The organism is Nonomuraea helvata, from assembly GCF_039535785.1.
GTDB lineage: Bacteria > Actinomycetota > Actinomycetes > Streptosporangiales > Streptosporangiaceae > Nonomuraea > Nonomuraea helvata.
The window spans coordinates 1,965,415-1,981,083 of sequence record NZ_BAAAXV010000001.1 but is presented as its reverse complement, the minus strand read 5'-3'; the positions used below and the strand labels follow the sequence as shown (position 1 = coordinate 1,981,083).

Below are 15,669 nucleotides of genomic sequence, written 5' to 3'. Positions count from 1 at the left end.
GGTCATTCATCTCTTTTCGGGGAGTCCTGTGATGCTTCCCAGGCGGCCTGGGCCGCCTTCAGGGTGGTGTCGTCCGCGTACATGCCGTGGGTGAAGAGCTCCAGCATGGTCAGCCCGAGGCGGTGCAGCACGTCAGGACCGGCCTGCTCGTAACCGAGCGCACGCGTCAGTGGCGGCGCCATGGTCAGGGTGGACAGGCTGATCAGCACGCTCAGCACCGCCAGCGCCCGCACGTCCGAGGACGGGCGCAGCGAGCCGTCGGCGATCCCGGCCCGCAGGATCTGCTCGGACTCGTCCACCAGCGTGTTGACGAACGTGGCGGCCGCGGGCGTGTCCTCCTCGATCGCGCGTGCCATGTACCGCACGTGGCGGCCGTACTCCTCAGGGTCGGACACGTATTCCCGGGAGATGTCCTGAATGGTGACCGGGTCGGCGACGCCGTGAGCGCGCCGTATCAGGACGCGCAGCACATGGTCGTCGCAGGCGCTGCGGAGCTGTTCTTTGCTGCCGAAGTGGTGGATGACCAGGGCGGCGCTCACCCCTGCCGTGGCCGCGATGGCGCGCAGGTTGGTCTTCTGGAAGCCGTCGCGGGCGAAGTGCGCGATGGCGGCATTGCGGATCTTGGCGGTGGCGGTCAGATCCGCCGAGCCCTCGTCTCCCAGATGGGCTGAACACATGTTCAATACACTAAACGTGTGTTCAGTGCTTTGCAAGCAGAGGCGAGGGAGTCCGTCCATCCTCATGGCGATCTTGGGCTGGTCGGGTGCTCGATGCGCCGGGCTATCATTTGCCACCATGGCAGTGTCCGGTGGCGCCTCGGCCAGTCGGGACACGGTCGCGTACTTCGACGTGCCGCTGCCTGCCCGTGACGCCGACGGCGAGTGGTTGGGGACCGACTGGCGCGCCCTCATCGTCGGTGAACCTGGCGATCGGTTCTACTACGGGGCAAACGGAGTGTCGCTTCACCGCACGGTGGTGGTGCGGCACGAGGGTAGACATGCTGCTCTCGCTGACCCGCTCAACTGCAACTTGCCGCGCGTCAATGGAGACGACTCCGACTACTACCTCATCCTGAGAGTGCGCACAGTCCTCGACGACGAGATATGGGGACGCCTGCCTTGGTCCCACCTTGGTCCCGGTGACGTGTTCTTCGCCTGGGACAAGTACAACGAGCTGGCGCACAGTCGCGAGCCTGGTGCCGCTGAAGACATGGTCTACGGCGGCGACTGGGGCGATCTTCAGCTCATCATCGATCGCTACGATCCTCACCCAGATGGGCCGCGCCCGCTGTCTGCCGTTACGGATCCCATGCTGTTCCGGGCCATCGAATGGAAGGACGTTGATCTGGTCCGGCGCCTGCTCGACGCCGGAGCCGACGCTCAAGCTCGATTGGGGGGCACGTATCCGCTGTTTGCGGCCCTCGGCGGGCCGGTCGAGATTGTGGAGGCGCTACTTGCGGCAGGAGCCGCTGTCAACGGACCGGCCGACGCCGTCGGGTGGTCACCACTGCACGGCGCACTGCTGACGCCACGGCTGGATGTCGTCGCGGTGCTTCTCCGCTACGGCGCCGACCCAGATCTCCAGAGCGACCCTCACGAGACACCCCGAGAGCTGGCCGAGCGACTGGGTTGGGCGCCGGTGCTCAACGATGCCCGCACGGACAACGACGCCTCGACCCTCGATCGTCGCCGCCGGCAATGACCTCGACTTGGCGGACCCCATCCGCTCAAGCCAACGCTCGGGGACCCAGCGCCGAGCTGGCTCCGATCGTCAATATGACAGGGTGTACTGCTTCCCGGTGCTGCCCGTTTCGGCAGCGGGGCGGGCTCGTGGCTGCCCACGTGCGGCTCGATGACGCCCAGCAGGTGCTGGTCGGGCGCTACGCGGGCCAGGCACGGGAGGTGCCAGTCGGCGTTCCCGCGGCGGAGGCGGTCCGCGTGGCCCATTGATCTCGGCTACGCTCATGGCTCTGCTGGCCTGTACGACATCTCGGTACGGCGGAGGAAACGTGACTGAAGCAGGGTTATGGCTGGAGCCGATCGGTCGGGTCGAATCACCCCTGACGAATGCCGGCACAGCTCCGTTGCAGGGCGATGAGGGCTCTCCGGAAGCCTGGTTGGTGTTCGAGGAACGAGTGCGCGACGGCATCCAGGGCCTGCGGCCAGGAACCGAGGTCCTCGTGCTGACCTGGCTTGATCGCGCGCGCCGCGACGTGCTCACCGTCCATCCGCGCGGCGACCTCAGCCGGCCGGAACAGGGGGTGTTCAGCACCCGCTCGCCGCACCGGCCGAACCCCATAGGGCTGCACCGCGTGGAGGTCGTCTCGATCGACGGGTTGCGGCTGCGCGTGCGGAATCTCGAGGCACTCGACGGCACGCCGGTCCTGGACGTGAAACCTGTCCTGGACCCGGGGGGCGAGCGGTAACCGGCGACGATCAGCGGGTTTCCACGGGCGAGGCGTCCCGCTTCCGGGAGAGGCGTCCCGAGAGTGCGGGCAGCAGGCCGTGCGGCAGGAAGAGCACGACCAGGATCAGCACGAGCGCGTACACGGCGTACGACAGCACACTGGGCGCGGACGACGGCATCCCCGGCACCGCGGCCAGGCTGTTCAGCCCCTGCACGAGCAGCGTGATCGCGGCCGCCCCCACCACCGCGCCCCAGATCGTGCCGAGCCCCCCGACGACGGCCATCACGATGTACTGGATCGAGATGAGCACGGGGAACGACCCCGGCGCCACGTACCCGGTGTAGAAGCAGTAGATCCCGCCGGCCAGCCCCGCGAACGCCGCCGACAGCGCGAACACCACCAGCTTGTACCGCCCGACGGGGATCCCCGAGGACGCGGCGGCGGTCTCGCTGGTGGCCAGCGCGCGCAGGGCGCGGCCCGGCCGGGAGTCGATGACGTTCCGCGTCACCAGCATCACGAGCGCCAGCCCCGCCCAGGTCATGTACGCGTACGCGGCCGCGGAGCCCGCCTCGAACGAGCCGATCGCGAACTGCGGGATCGCCTGCAGCCCGATGTCCCCGCCGGTGATCTCCAACTGCCCGGCCAGGGAGAGCAGGATGAGCTGCACGGCCAGCGTGGCGAACGCCAGATGGTGCCCGCGCAGCCGCAGCAGCGGCACGCCGATCACCAGCGCCGACCCGGCCGCCGCGACGGGGGCGGCGACCAGGCCCGCCAGCGGCGGCACGCCATGGAGTGACAGCAGCGCGGCGGTGTAGGCGCCGATGGCGTAGAAGGCGCCCTGGCCCAGGGAGACCTGTCCGGCGTACCCCATGAGCAGCGACACCCCGACGGTGACCATCGCGGCCAGCCCGAGCAGGATGTACACGGCCAGCGCGCTGTCGTCGAGCACCGCGGGCAGCGCCAGCGTCACGGCCGCGACCAGCAGCCCGGCCGCCGCGCGGATCACGTCGGCTCCTGCGAGACGGCCGGGCGCCGGCTCACCTGTACGATCATCACGACGATCATGAGACCCAGCGCCACCTCCAGTTGGTGCGACCCGTAGCCGTACCCCGCGGCCATGGTCTCGGCCACGCCCAGCAGCAGCGCGCCGGCCAGTGTGATCACGGGCCGGGTGAGCGCGCCGAAGACGGCAGCGGCGAAGGCGTTCACGATGAGCGTCACGTCGGTGTCGAACGAGATCGGCCGCAGCGGCGTCACCAGCACCCCGGCGACCCCGCCGAGCAGCCCGCCCAGCGCGAACGCCATCAGCCCCATCAGCCGCGTGTCGATGCCGACGACGCGGGCGGCGTACGGGTTGGACGCGCACGCCGTCAGCGCCTTGCCCAGGTAGGTGCGCCCGAAGAAGAGCGCGAGCAGCGCGAACGTGGCCGCCGTCACGCCGATGACCAGCAGGTACTGCGTCTGGATCCGCGCGCCCGCCACGGTCACCGAGCCCGCGAGGCCGGGCGCCGAACGCGGCTGGTCGCCCCACAGGACGATCTCGACGGCGTACGCGAGCACGCCCACGCCGAGCGTGACGATCAGGGACGACAGCGGCGTGGTGCCCCGCCTGCCGATGGCGGCGAGCCCGGTCAGCAGGCCCGCGAGCGCCGCGACCAGGGCGGCGGCCACCTCGCTCAGCCCGTGCGGCAGCCCGAGCCCGAGCAGTGAGGACGTGCACAGCCCCGCCACGACCGCGAACGTGCCCTGCGCGAAGTTCACCACACCCGTGACCCGGTGGATGACGACCAGGCCGCCGGAGACGAGCGCGATCGCGCAGCCGACGGCTAGCCCGTTCAGCAGGTACGTGAGGAAGGCGCTCATGTGATCGCCCCGCCCAGGTACGCGCCCGCCACCCGCGGGTCGCCGGCCAGCTCCGCGCACTCGCCCTCGGCCACCACGCGGGAGGACTCCAGCACGTACGCCCGCCCGCACAGCTCGAACGCCAGCCGCGCGTTCTGCTCGATGAGCAGCACGGTCAGCCCCTGTTCCCGGTTCAGCTCGGCGAGGTGCCCGGCCAGGTCGGCGGTCACGTTGGGCGCGAGCCCCAGCGACAGCTCGTCCACCACCAGCACGGACGGGCGCGACATCATGGCCCGCCCGAACGCCACCATCTGCTGCTCGCCCCCGGACAGCACCCCCGCCCGCCGGCCGGCCAGCCCGGCCAGCCGGGGGAGCAGGTCGTAGACGTACGAGGGGTCGCGCTCGCCCGAGCGCCATCCGCCCAGGGCCAGGTTGTCCGCGACCGACAAATCAGGAAAAAGTTGGCGGCCCTCCGGGATGAGCGCCAGCCTGCCCCCGATCTCGACCGTGCCCGAGGCCGGCTGGACCAGCCCCGCGAGCGTGTTGGCCAGTGTCGACTTGCCCGCGCCGTTCGGGCCGAGCAGGGCGACCATCTCGCCCCGCCGTACGGTGAGCGTGACGCGGTCGAGCGCGGTCGCGGTGCCGTACGAGACGACCAGGTCCCTGACGTCGATCATGAGGCCTGGCCGAGATAGGCGGCGAGCACCAGCGGGTCGGCCCGCACCTCGGCGGGGGAGCCGTCCGCGATGACCCGGCCCAGGTCGAGCACCACCACGCGGTCGGCCAGCCGGGTCACGAACGCGACGTCGTGCTCGACGAGCAGGATCGTCAGGCCGTCCGCGCGCAGCTCCTCCACCAGCGCCGCGAGCCGCTCGCGCTCCTGGCCGCGCAGCCCGGAGGCGGGCTCGTCGAGCAGCAGCAGCCGGGGCCGCGCGCACAGGGCGCGGGCGAGCTGGAGTGCCCGCTGCTGCCCGATGGGCAGCAGGTCGGCGGGCCGGTCCGCCCAATCGGCCAGCCCCACCCGCCGGAGAACGGCGTCCGTCTCGGCGGCGATCTCCCGTTCGTCGCGCCGGTGCCGCGGCAGCCGCAGCGCCGCCGACACGAACCCGGCACCGGTACGTCCGTGCATCCCGACCATGACGTTCTCCCTGACCGTCATGCCGCGGAACACCCTGGCCGCCTGGAACACGATCGACATGCCGAGCCTGGCCCGCCGGTGCGGCGCGAGCCGGTCCACGCGGTGCCCGAGGAACGAGATCTGGCCGTGGTCGGCCGTCAGATGCCCTGTGATCAGGTTGAACAGCGTGGACTTGCCCGCCCCGTTCGGCCCGATGACGCCGCAGACCTCGCCGTCCGCGACGGTCAGCGAGACGTCGCGGACGGCGTAGACGCCGCCGAAGGAGCGGGAGAGACCGGTGACCGTCAGCACGCGTCACCCCGCGCCGACGGTCTTGGCGAGCTGCTCCTTGGCCCAGTCGGTGGGAACGAACTTCCCCTTCTGCACCGTGTTGACCGAGATGAACTCGGGGGAGAGTCCGGAGTGGTCGGTGGCGGAGTAGCGGAAGCGGCCGTTCGGCGTGACCAGGTCCATGCGCTCCAGCGCCTGCTGCACCTTGGCCTTGTCGGTGACGCCGGCCTTCCTGATCGCCTCGAAGAGCAGCAGGCTCGCGCTGTAGCCGTCCTGCGCGAACTGCGGCGGCGGATATCCGTACTTCTGCTGGTACGGCCTGGCCATCTGCTCGATGACCTGCTTCTGCTTGCCGTCGGGCAGGTGCTCGCCGACGACGCCGATGGCACTCTGCACGGTCATGCCCTCGGCCGCGCCGCCCATCGGCTCCAGCCAGAGCTTGCTGGCCTGCGACGCGGTCAGGAACAGCGGCGTCTTGAGCCCGGAGGCCACGTACTGCTTGGCCGCCGTCACGCCGGGCGCGCCCGAGCCCCAGAACACCAGCGCCTCGGCGGCGGAGCCGCGCACGTGGGTGAAGAGCGGGCTGAAGTCTGAGGTCGTGGTCTCGTACGGCTCGTCCACGGCGATCTTCACGCCGTACTTGGACGCGAGGGCGACCATGGACTTGTGGCCGGAGACCGAGTAGGCGCTCTTGGAGTCCCAGGCCACCGCGACCGTCTTGATGCCCTTGGCCTGGATGTACTGCAGGTAGCGCTCGGCGTACATGCTGGACAGGGCGGGGGTGACGAAGACGTACGACTTGACCGGCTCGACCTGCTCCTGCGCGGGTGCCAGCGACAGGTACGGCATCTTGTCGCGCTGCGCGAGCGGCTCGACCGCGAGGGCCGCGTTGGAGAACACCGGGCCGATCAGCGCGTCGATGTCGCCCTTGATCTGGTTGTAGGCCACGATGCCCTGGTCGGGAGCGGTCTTGTCGTCGCGCGTGACCAGCTCCACCTTGCGGCCGAGCAGCCCGCCCTGCGCGTTGACCTGTTCGACCGCCAGCTCGACGGCCTTCTTGTCCTCGCTGCCGAGCGGGGTGTAGTTGCCGGTCAGGGAGACGATGAGGCCCACCTTGATCGAGCCTTCGGTGCTTGAGCCACCACCGCACGCGGCAACGGTCAACGTGAGACAAACCAGGGACGGGAGCAGCCTGCGCATCAGGGACCTCCTGGGATGTGGCCCTGAATGTAGGCAGATAGATTACGGCTGTCAATAGTTTGCCCAATATACGGGGAGGGCTCTCGATGCGGCCTCAGTCGGTGATGCTGACGTTCCTGGGAGACCATGTGTACGGCCGCGGCATCTGCGTGTCCTCGGGCAGCTTCATCGAGGCGTTCGCCAAGGTCGGGATCTCCGAGGAGGCGACGCGCTCGACGCTGACCCGGATGGTCCGCCGCGGCCTGCTGCGCCGGCAGCGCTCCGGCCGCCGCATGTACTTCGGCCTCACCTCCACGAGCGCCGAGGTCCTCAAGGACGGCGAGCGCCGCATCTGGCACAGCGGCGTCGTCAACGACGCCGACGAGGACCGCTGGACGCTGATCGGCTTCTCGCTGCCCGAGTCCTGGCAGCGGCAGCGGCACGAACTCCGCTCGCGGCTGGTCTGGGCCGGGTTCGGGCCGCTGCAGAACGGCCTGTGGATCGCGCCCGGCGAGGTGGACGCCGCCCGCGTGATCGACGACCTCGGCGCCAACGTGAAGGTTTTCTCCGCCGAGCCCAGGCACCCCACCGACATGCAGGCGCTGGTCGGGGACGCGTACGACCTGGCGGGCCTGGGCGAGCGCTACCGCGAGTTCCTGGGGCGCTGGGACCGGGCCGACCCCGCGCCGGACGCGCCCGACGACCTGGCGCGGTCGCTGACGCTGCTGACCGGCTGGCTCCAGATCATCAGGACCGATCCGCGGCTGCCGCTGCGGTACCTGCCGCACGACTGGCCCGCGGAGAAGGCGCAGCGGGTCTGCCACGCGCTGCACGAGCGGTTCAGGCCGGAGGCGGCGCGGATCGCGGAACGGCTCCTCGACGTCCTGCCCGATGAAAGTTGGGCAGAACGGTGACAGCAGTCGGATAGTGGCCTAACTTGATGGCTTGAGCGTCAAGGAGGCCGATGCGGAATCAGGGGATTGGCTCGTGGCCGGCTCGCAGGGCTCGCATGACGCCCGAGCGGGTGGCACTGACGTACCGGGGGCGTGATCGCACCTACCGTGAGCTGCGCGAACGGACGTACCGGCTGGCGTCCGCGCTGGACGTGGGGCGCGGCGAGCGAATCGCCTTCCTCGGGGTCAACCAGCCCGCGATGGTGGAGACGTTCTTCGCGGCGGGGCTGCTGGGGGCGGTCTTCGTCCCGCTGAACGCCCGGCTGGCCAGGCCCGAGCTCCGCTTCATCCTGGAGGACGCGCAGCCCTCGGTTCTCATCCTGGGCGAGGAGCAGGACGGAGACGGGCTGCCGGGGCGGCACCTCGCGGCAGCCGACTACGAGAGGGTGATCGCGTCCGGTTCGCCTGAGCCGATCGACGAGCCGGTGCGCCAGGACGACGTGTGCCTGATCATGTACACGTCCGGGACGACGGGGCGGCCCAAGGGCGCCATGCTCACCCACGCCAACCTGACCTGGAACACCTTCAACCTGCTGGTCGACGTGCCGCTCGCGCACGACGAGGTCACGCTGGTCAGCGCGCCGCTCTTCCACATCGCGGCGCTGGCCCAGACGCTGGTCCCCACGGTGCTCAAGGGTGGCCGGGTCATCCTGGAGCCCTCGTTCGACGTGGACAGGACGTTCGACCTGATCGAGGCGGAGCGGGTGACGGTGATGTTCGGGGTGCCGTCGATGTTCGGCTTCCTCGCGCGGTCGCCGCGCTGGGCGGGGGCCGACCTGTCGAGCCTGCGGCACCTGCTGTGCGGGGGCGCGCCGGTGCCCGAGCCGCTGATCCGGATGTATCAGGATCGGGGGCTGACGTTCCTCCAGGGGTACGGCATGACCGAGACCGCCCCCGGCGCCCTCTTCCTCGGGGCCGAGCACTCGATCGCCAAGGCGGGCTCGGCCGGGGTGCCGTGCTTCTTCTCCGACGTCCGGCTGGTCGCGTCCGACGGCTCCGCCGCGGGTCCCGGCGAGTCGGGGGAGGTGTACGTACAGGGCCCCAACGTCACGCCCGGCTACTGGCGGCGGCCGGAGGAGACCGCGAAGGCGCTGTCGGCGGACGGCTGGTTCCGCTCGGGGGACGTCGGCGTGGCCGACGAGGACGGCTACGTGCGCATCTCCGACCGGCTCAAGGACGTGATCATCTCCGGTGGCGAGAACATCTACCCCGCCGAGGTGGAGAGCGTGCTGTACGAACACGCGGCGGTCGCCGAATGCGCGGTGATCGGCGTGCCGGACGAGAAGTGGGGCGAGGTGGGCAAGGCCCTGGTCGTCGCGCGGGATGGTTCGACGGTCGAGGCTGGGGAACTGCTCACGTACCTGGACGGCCGCCTGGCCCGTTTCAAAATCCCGAAATATCTACAATTCGTAGCCGAATTACCCAAGAACGCGGCAGGCAAGCTGCTCAAGGCCCCCCTCAGAGAGCTCTACGGTTCCGGCCTCCACGACCACAGGAGATGATCGTCAATGCGTACCTCGCCGCCGTTCCGCGCGGATCACGTCGGCAGCCTGCTCCGCCCGTCCACGCTGCTCACCGCCCGCGAGGCCCTCGCGGGCGACGCGCTGCGGGAGGCCGAGGACGAGGCCATCAGGGAGGTGGTACGCAGACAGGAGGAGATCGGGCTGCAGAGCGCGACCGACGGGGAGTTCCGGCGGGCGTCGTGGCACATGGACTTCATCTACCAGCTCGGCGGCATCGGCCAGGCCACCGACGAGCACATCACCGTCCGCTTCCACAACGAGCGGGGCGACATCGAGTTCACCCCGGCCGCGCTGCGCGTGCACGACCGGATCAGGCTGAACGAGCCCGTCTTCGCCGACGACTTCACCTTCCTGCGTGAGACGGTGAGCACGGCCGTGCCGAAGCTGACCATCCCCTCGCCGAGCATGGTCCATTACCGGGGCGGGCCCGCGGCCATCGACCCCAAGGTCTACCCCGACGTCGAGGAGTTCTGGCGCGACCTCAGCACGGCCTACGCCGAGCAGGTGCGCAGGATCGGCGCGCTCGGGTGCACCTACCTGCAGTTCGACGACACGAGCCTGGCGTACCTGAACGACCCGGCCCAGCGGGCGGAGCTGGCCTCCCGGGGCGACGACGCCGAGCACATGCATCTGCGCTACATCAAGCAGATCAACGCCGCCCTCGCCGCCAAGCCCGCCGGGATGACGATCACCACGCACATGTGCCGCGGGAACTTCCGCTCCTCCTGGGCCGCCTCGGGCGGTTACGACTTCGTGGCCGAGGCGCTGTTCAGCGAGCTGAAGGTGGACGGGTTCTTCCTGGAGTACGACGACGAGCGCTCCGGGGGCTTCGAGCCGCTGCGTTTCGTGCCGCCCGGGAAGATGGTGGTGCTGGGGCTGGTCACGACCAAGCGGGGGGAGCTGGAGTCGAAGGACACGCTCAAGCGGCGGATCGACGAGGCCGCCAAGTTCATCGACCTCGACCAGCTCTGCCTGTCGCCGCAGTGCGGCTTCTCGTCCACGGTGGAGGGCAACCAGCTCACGGCCGACGAGCAGTTCGCCAAGCTCCGGCTGATCGTCGAGACGGCGCAGGAGGTGTGGGGCTGACCTCGGTCGCGGCCGAGCGGTGACGGGACAGGAGCCCGGGCCGGCGCCTGCCCGGGCTCCTGCGGCTCGTCAGCGGATGACGATCGTGGTGAGCGCCCGCGGCTGGAGCATCACCGTGCGGCCCGTCACCGGGGACGGGGTGAGCGAGTTGGCGCCGTCCGTGAGGTACGCGGTCGCCCGCCCGCGCACGCCCTCCCACGTGACAGGCGCGGTGCCGGTGTTGAGCACCTCGATGACCCGCGAGCCGTCGGCGTTGCGGAACGCGGAGACCTTCAGCGCCGGATCCGCCGCCTGCGCGTCCAGCCGGACCGCGCCCGGCCGGATGAACCTGCTGTACGCCGCCAGCGCCCACAGCCGCTTGGACACGTGATACGTCTTCGCCGTGTCGTCGAGCTGCAGCAGCGCCCTGGTCGCGCCGCGCGATCCGCCCAGCCAGTAGACGTAGCCGCTGACGTTGCCGAGCGTGAGCGCGTCGTGCACGGCCTGCGCGATCGTGAAACCGTCGTAGCCGCTGCCGTCGTCCCAGTTCTCGTTCCACGCGCTGCCGTTGGGGTTCCACTCCGACATCCAGGTGCGCCTGCTCGTCGGGAGCGGGGCGTCCACGGGGCTGGCGTACGTGTGCCCGGCGTGGGTCTTCACCCAGCGGCGGGCCTCGGGGTCGGCCTCGATCGCGGCCGTGTACGCCTTCGACTGGTTCCAGCCGAACGAGTCGCAGCAGACCACGTTCACGCCCTTGGCGACCGGCCCGAGCACCTTGGCGAACTGGGCGGCCTGCTCGGGAGTGAAGCGCATCGAGGCGTACGACGCCGTCCAGTCGGGCTCGTTCGTGAACCCGAGGTCGGTGATCCTGATGCCTTCCCTGGCGTAGAACTTCGTGTACTGCACCAGGTAGTCGGCGTAGGCCTGCTGCCACTCCGGCTTCAGCGTGCCGCCGTTGGTGTCGGTGCCGTTGTCCTTCATGTAGCCGGGGGCGCTCCAGGCGTCGGCGTAGAAGCGCTTCACCCCGTACGCCTTGGCCGCCTTGGCGACCCACACCTGGCTGTTGTCGTCGCCGTCCCAGACGTACTTGGGCGGGGCGTCAGGGCCACCCGGGTCCTCGGGCTGGATCGACACCATCTGGTCGTACGGGCTGCCGGCGGGGGACGAGCCGATGCCGAGCCGCAGGATGCTCAGCCCGGCGCCCTTCTCGCGGTCGAACCACAGGTCGAGGACCTCCCGCTGCTGGGACTCGGACAGAGCCTTGAGCAGCTCGTTGCGCCGGAACGCCTGGGAGATGCCGAAGCCGTCGATCTCCTGGTGCCTGACGTGCTCGTTCACGGTGACGGCCGGTGGCTGGGACGGGTTCACCGCGGGGAGGCCGAGCAGGGCGACCGCGACGACTCCTCTTAGCATGACGCCTCCGAAAGTTTCGGAAAAATATAGATATATTTCACCGATATCGCCGGAACCGTAAGCGGTGGAGACGTCTGCCGTCAACCGTTTCCCCTGACCTGAGGGCACCCGCCCGAAGACGAGTGCCCGTGGGGGTCAGCGGCCGAAGGCGATCGTCCGGCCCGCCTTGACCCGGTCCGCCTTGTACGTCACCTGGTCGATCGAGGTGCCCTTGGGGTCCACCAGGATGATGGTGTCCCCTTTGTTGTCCAGGCGCACGGCCCCGTCCAGCGTCACCCTCTGCGCCGCCCCGCCCTCGACGGTGCCGGTCAGCGCCTTGCGGCCGCCGGCGGCGTCCGACAGGGCCCAGCCCGCGAGGTCGATCGGGGCCGGGGTGAGGTTCAGCAGCGTGACCGTCTCGTGCCCGAGGTCGGCGCCGGCCGGGTCGGGGAGCGCCGCCATGATCAGGAGGTCGCCGGCCGCGACGAGCGGCGGCTTGACGGACGTTCCCGGCTGGGCCGGGTCGGGGGCGATGACGAACTCCTCGGGCCAGACCGTGAGCTGGATCTGCTGCCCGGCGCCCTTGATCACGTCGTGCAGGTTGCCGCGTTCGAGCTTGCCCAGCAGGAACACCTCGTCGTCCCGGTTGACCGGGTCCGCCCGCAGCCACGCGTCGAAGCCGTCGAAGTCCGTGAACCCGGCCGCCAGGTACGGCACGATGCGGCGGAACAGCTTCGGCCACATCACCAGGCCTTCCGCGTCCGCCAGGCCGGTGACGGCGGCGGCGCCGTTCGGGTCGGCGGTGGAACGGGGCCAGATGCCGACGGCCTTCCCCCTGGCGGCCTGCGACACCGCCGCCAGATGCGTACGCAGCTCCGCGGGCAGCGTCGCGTAGAACGCCGGATAGACCAGCCCGGCGGCCAGCAGCGTGCCGTTCACGGACGCGTCCGCGAGCGCCGGGTCCAGGAACACCGAGGACCCGTCGGCCCCCGGATGGTCGCCCGCGTAGACGAACCCGATCAGCCGGCCGTTCGCGTCGACCCCGTTCGTGAGCACGTGACCGCGGATGGAGTCCTGGTCCGCGGACCTCACCTTGTTCGGCAGGTCCTCCCAGTAACGCACGTTGGTGAAGCCCAGCAGGCGCAGCAGCTCGTCCCGCGCCGCGTTCGCTCCGGCGAGCTCCTGGTGCGTCTCCTCGAAGTGGGTCTCCAGGGCGTCGACGGCCTCCAGGCGTACGGAGACGCCGCGACCGTTGATCTTCGGTGGCCGGCCGGAGCGCCTGGGCAGCGCCTCCACCAGCGCGGGCGAGTCGGGCAGGAACTTCACGGTGTCGCCGTCGGGCTCGGGGCCCTGTCGCGGGAGATCCGCGTACCGGATCACGAAATTGCCGCGTAAGAGCGTGTAACTCATGGATTGCCCCCCATCTTGTGGCGAGCGGAGCGTAACTCGCCATCAGGGCAGCGTCCATGACCCTCGTGCGACGCCGGGTCAGCCCAGGCGGGTCTGGAGGCCGTCGAGAACCCGCTGGAGGCCGTACTCGAAGTTGTCCTGGTCGGACTCTGGCAGATCCTGGCCGCGCTGCGCGGCGTAGCGGGCGCGCAGGCGCGGGTAGTCCTGGACGGCCCGCTCGGCCGCCGGCCACAGGCGCTCCACCCACTCCTGCTGGGTCTGGCCGCTGCGGGCGATCATGGACAGCATCGCGGCCTCGCCGGTGGACACGCCGAGCACGTACGCGACGAGCGTGTTCATCGCCTGGTCGGCCTCGTCGAGCGAGAAGCCGGCGGCTTCGAAGACGCCGAGCATGTGCTCGGTCTGCCGGAGCATGTTGGGCCCGAGGTAGGCCAGGCCGACCTCGCCGAGCTTGGCGGCGATCCACGGATGGCGCAGGATCGTGGCGCGCAGGCTGCGGGCCGTCTGCTCGATGCCCGCCCGCCACCCGGCGGCGTCGGTCTGCTCCGGCAGGGGCAGCTCGCCGTAGACCTCGTCCACGGCGAGCTCGAACAGCTCGTCCTTGTTGGCGACGTGGCGGTAGAGCGAGGTGGCCCCGGCGTTGAGCCTGCTGCCCAGACGGCGCATGCTCAGGGCGTCGATGCCCTCCTCGTCGAGCAGCCGGACGGCCTCGGCCACGATCTGCTCGCGGCTCAGCGCGGGCTGCTCCCGACCACGGCGAGGTCTTGCCCACACCGAGGGGATCGGTTGTTCGTTCGTCGGCATGACCTCACCTTAGCGCACATCGTGCGCATATGCGTACGCCGAACCGGTCAGAGTCGGGCCGCGGTCCAGCAGTCCGGCGCGCCGGGCTTCCCGCAGCCCGCCAGCGCGTCGAGGACCTTGCCCAGGTCGGCGGTCCTGGCGTTGTCCGGGTCGTTGGACTCCTGGTTCGGATCCGTCACCGTGTTGTAGTACTCGGGCTTCGCCTCGCCCTCGTACTCGACGTACAGCTCCCCGGCGGTGCGCACCGCCGCGTAGCTGGGCGGCTGCGCGTTCCCCGCCTGGAGCGGTTCGGCGTCGGGATCCGTCTCGCCCGATCCGGCACGCTTGGGCTTGACGTGCTCGATCAGCGCCGTCTTGCGCCAGTCCTTCGCCTTGTTGCCCTGGATGAGCGGCAGCAGGCTGCGCCCGTCGCGGCTGTCGCGGGTGGCCGCGCCGACCCCGGCCATGTCGAGGAAGGTCGCGAACAGGTCGACGTTCTGGGCGATGGCGTTGGTCACGACGTTGCCGTTCCGTCCCGCTGTGGGCCGTTTGACCAGCAACGGCACCCGGATGTCATGGTCGTAGGCGGTGGACTTGCCGCGTTCGAGGCGGTGCTGGCCGAGATGGAAGCCGTTGTCGCTGGTGAACACCACGTACGTGTTGCGCTTCTCGGCGTCCGTCAGCGTGCCCAGGACACGCTCCACCATGTCGTCCACCGACTGCACCATGCGGATCCGGTCCCGGAAGTCCTTGCGCAGCGTCTTGACCAGGGCCGGGGCGAGCGGCGCGCGACGTACCCAGGCGGGCTTGTCGGAGGTGTCCTCGTCGAACGCGGGCAGCTTGCTCACGTCGATGCTGTTGCAGTCCGGCCCGCCGCAGTCGCCGTTCGGGAACTCCCCGGCCGGGAACTGGGTCTTGGGCCGGTCACGGCGCGCGGGCGGGAAGTGCGGCTCCTTGTCGCCCGGCTTGTAGTTGAGCCTGGAGTGCGGCGCGAACGGCGAGACCTGCAGGAAGAACGGCTTGCCCGGGGCCATCGCGCGCGAGCGCGCGATGAAGTCCGTGGCCCGCTTGCCGAGCTCGTCCACCAGGTACGTGCCGTCGGAGGTGTCCAGGGCGGGCGTCTCCCCCTTGACGTAGCGGGTGAGCTGGTACTTGAACTCCTGGTAGCCGCTGCCCGCCGCCACGTGCCACTCGTCCCAGCCGGGCGGCACGTGGTAGTTCGCGTCCTTCACCGGGTACTCGTTGATGTACTTGCCGAGGTAGCCGGTGCGGTATCCGGCCTGTGCCAACGAGACGGCGTACGTCCTGGGCTCGTGCGGCGCGAACGCCTTGTAGCCACCGCGGTCGGAGTTCAGGTTCGTGGCCACGCCGGTGTTGTGCGGGTACTGGCCGGTGAACATCGAGGCGCGCGACGGGCAGCACAGCGAGTTGGACACGTAGTAGTTGCTGAATGTCGTGCCGTCGTCGGCCAGGCCGCGCACGGTGTCCATGTACGGGAGCAGGTCGGCGGACATGTCGTCGACGAGGAAGAAGATGATGTTCGGTCGCTGCGGCTTGGCGGCCGCGGCCGCCCCCGCGCCCGCGTGCGAGACCAGGCTCAGGGTGAGCACGAGCGCGGAGGCCACCGCTAAGGCTCTGCGGATATGTCGGGTCATCACCATTGACTGCCTTCTTTGCAACGTTGGAGGGTGCGAGTGGAATGCAGGC

General features: G+C 70.0%; 15 protein-coding genes. 5 read left to right on the top strand and 10 right to left on the bottom strand.

The features are described 5' to 3' along the window. Positions 1–2: 2 nt before the first annotated feature. Positions 3–677, bottom strand: a complete 675-nt coding sequence (locus ABD830_RS09080) for a TetR/AcrR family transcriptional regulator (RefSeq protein WP_344986054.1) — start codon at positions 675–677, stop codon at positions 3–5. Positions 678–795: 118 nt separating this feature from the next. Here ABD830_RS09080 and ABD830_RS09075 point away from each other — a divergent pair, with 118 nt between their 5' ends. After that, positions 796–1,701 carry an ankyrin repeat domain-containing protein gene (locus tag ABD830_RS09075; RefSeq protein ID WP_344986053.1) on the top strand — a complete coding sequence of 302 codons (906 nt, stop codon included), beginning with the start codon at positions 796–798 and terminating at the stop codon, positions 1,699–1,701. A gap of 307 nt (positions 1,702–2,008) precedes the next feature. Continuing rightward, positions 2,009–2,425, top strand: coding sequence for a tRNA (N6-threonylcarbamoyladenosine(37)-N6)-methyltransferase TrmO (gene tsaA, locus ABD830_RS09070; protein WP_344986052.1), 417 nt, complete (start codon positions 2,009–2,011; stop codon positions 2,423–2,425). A gap of 10 nt (positions 2,426–2,435) precedes the next feature. Here tsaA and ABD830_RS09065 read toward each other — a convergent pair whose 3' ends face one another. From ABD830_RS09065 to ABD830_RS09045, 5 genes are read right to left on the bottom strand one after another with little or no spacing between them, the layout of a single operon-like run. Continuing rightward, positions 2,436–3,413, bottom strand: coding sequence for a branched-chain amino acid ABC transporter permease (locus ABD830_RS09065; protein WP_344986051.1), 978 nt, complete (start codon positions 3,411–3,413; stop codon positions 2,436–2,438). After that, the gene (locus tag ABD830_RS09060) at positions 3,410–4,270 is read right to left on the bottom strand and encodes a branched-chain amino acid ABC transporter permease (RefSeq protein WP_344986050.1); all 861 of its coding nucleotides are present in this window, start codon (positions 4,268–4,270) and stop codon (positions 3,410–3,412) included. Before ABD830_RS09060 ends, ABD830_RS09065 begins: the two co-directional genes overlap by 4 nt. Then, on the bottom strand, positions 4,267–4,926 hold the full coding sequence (locus ABD830_RS09055) for an ABC transporter ATP-binding protein (RefSeq protein WP_344986049.1): 660 nt from the start codon (positions 4,924–4,926) through the stop codon (positions 4,267–4,269). Before ABD830_RS09055 ends, ABD830_RS09060 begins: the two co-directional genes overlap by 4 nt. Beyond that, positions 4,923–5,678 (bottom strand): ABC transporter ATP-binding protein, encoded by a 756-nt coding sequence (locus tag ABD830_RS09050; protein WP_344986048.1) that lies wholly within the window; start codon positions 5,676–5,678, stop codon positions 4,923–4,925. Before ABD830_RS09050 ends, ABD830_RS09055 begins: the two co-directional genes overlap by 4 nt. 3 nt (positions 5,679–5,681) lie before the next feature. Beyond that, on the bottom strand, positions 5,682–6,857 hold the full coding sequence (locus ABD830_RS09045; protein ID WP_344986047.1) for an ABC transporter substrate-binding protein: 1,176 nt from the start codon (positions 6,855–6,857) through the stop codon (positions 5,682–5,684). Between the two features lie 86 nt (positions 6,858–6,943). Here ABD830_RS09045 and ABD830_RS09040 point away from each other — a divergent pair, with 86 nt between their 5' ends. The 3 genes from ABD830_RS09040 to ABD830_RS09030 all read left to right on the top strand — a co-directional run bounded on the left by ABD830_RS09040 (position 6,944) and on the right by ABD830_RS09030 (position 10,398). Continuing rightward, entirely contained in the window at positions 6,944–7,750 is an 807-nt protein-coding gene (locus tag ABD830_RS09040; RefSeq protein WP_344986046.1) for a PaaX family transcriptional regulator, read from the top strand. 95 nt (positions 7,751–7,845) lie between these two features. Next, positions 7,846–9,291 (top strand): acyl-CoA synthetase, encoded by a 1,446-nt coding sequence (locus ABD830_RS09035; RefSeq protein ID WP_344986045.1) that lies wholly within the window; start codon positions 7,846–7,848, stop codon positions 9,289–9,291. 6 nt (positions 9,292–9,297) lie between these two features. Beyond that, positions 9,298–10,398, top strand: coding sequence for a 5-methyltetrahydropteroyltriglutamate--homocysteine S-methyltransferase (locus ABD830_RS09030; protein ID WP_344986044.1), 1,101 nt, complete (start codon positions 9,298–9,300; stop codon positions 10,396–10,398). A 69-nt stretch (positions 10,399–10,467) separates the two neighbouring features. Here the strand turns inward: ABD830_RS09030 and ABD830_RS09025 are convergent, their stop codons facing one another. The 4 genes from ABD830_RS09025 to ABD830_RS09010 form a co-directional block, all read right to left on the bottom strand. Then, the gene (locus ABD830_RS09025) at positions 10,468–11,790 is read right to left on the bottom strand and encodes a glycoside hydrolase family 30 protein (protein ID WP_344986043.1); all 1,323 of its coding nucleotides are present in this window, start codon (positions 11,788–11,790) and stop codon (positions 10,468–10,470) included. 135 nt (positions 11,791–11,925) lie between these two features. Further along, positions 11,926–13,179 (bottom strand): lamin tail domain-containing protein, encoded by a 1,254-nt coding sequence (locus ABD830_RS09020; RefSeq protein ID WP_344986042.1) that lies wholly within the window; start codon positions 13,177–13,179, stop codon positions 11,926–11,928. Between the two features lie 78 nt (positions 13,180–13,257). Next, positions 13,258–13,983 carry a TetR/AcrR family transcriptional regulator gene (locus ABD830_RS09015; protein ID WP_344986041.1) on the bottom strand — a complete coding sequence of 242 codons (726 nt, stop codon included), beginning with the start codon at positions 13,981–13,983 and terminating at the stop codon, positions 13,258–13,260. Positions 13,984–14,030: 47 nt separating this feature from the next. Next, a complete protein-coding gene (locus tag ABD830_RS09010; RefSeq protein ID WP_344986039.1) occupies positions 14,031–15,617 on the bottom strand; it encodes a sulfatase family protein in 1,587 nt (528 codons plus the stop codon). Positions 15,618–15,669 lie beyond the last annotated feature (52 nt).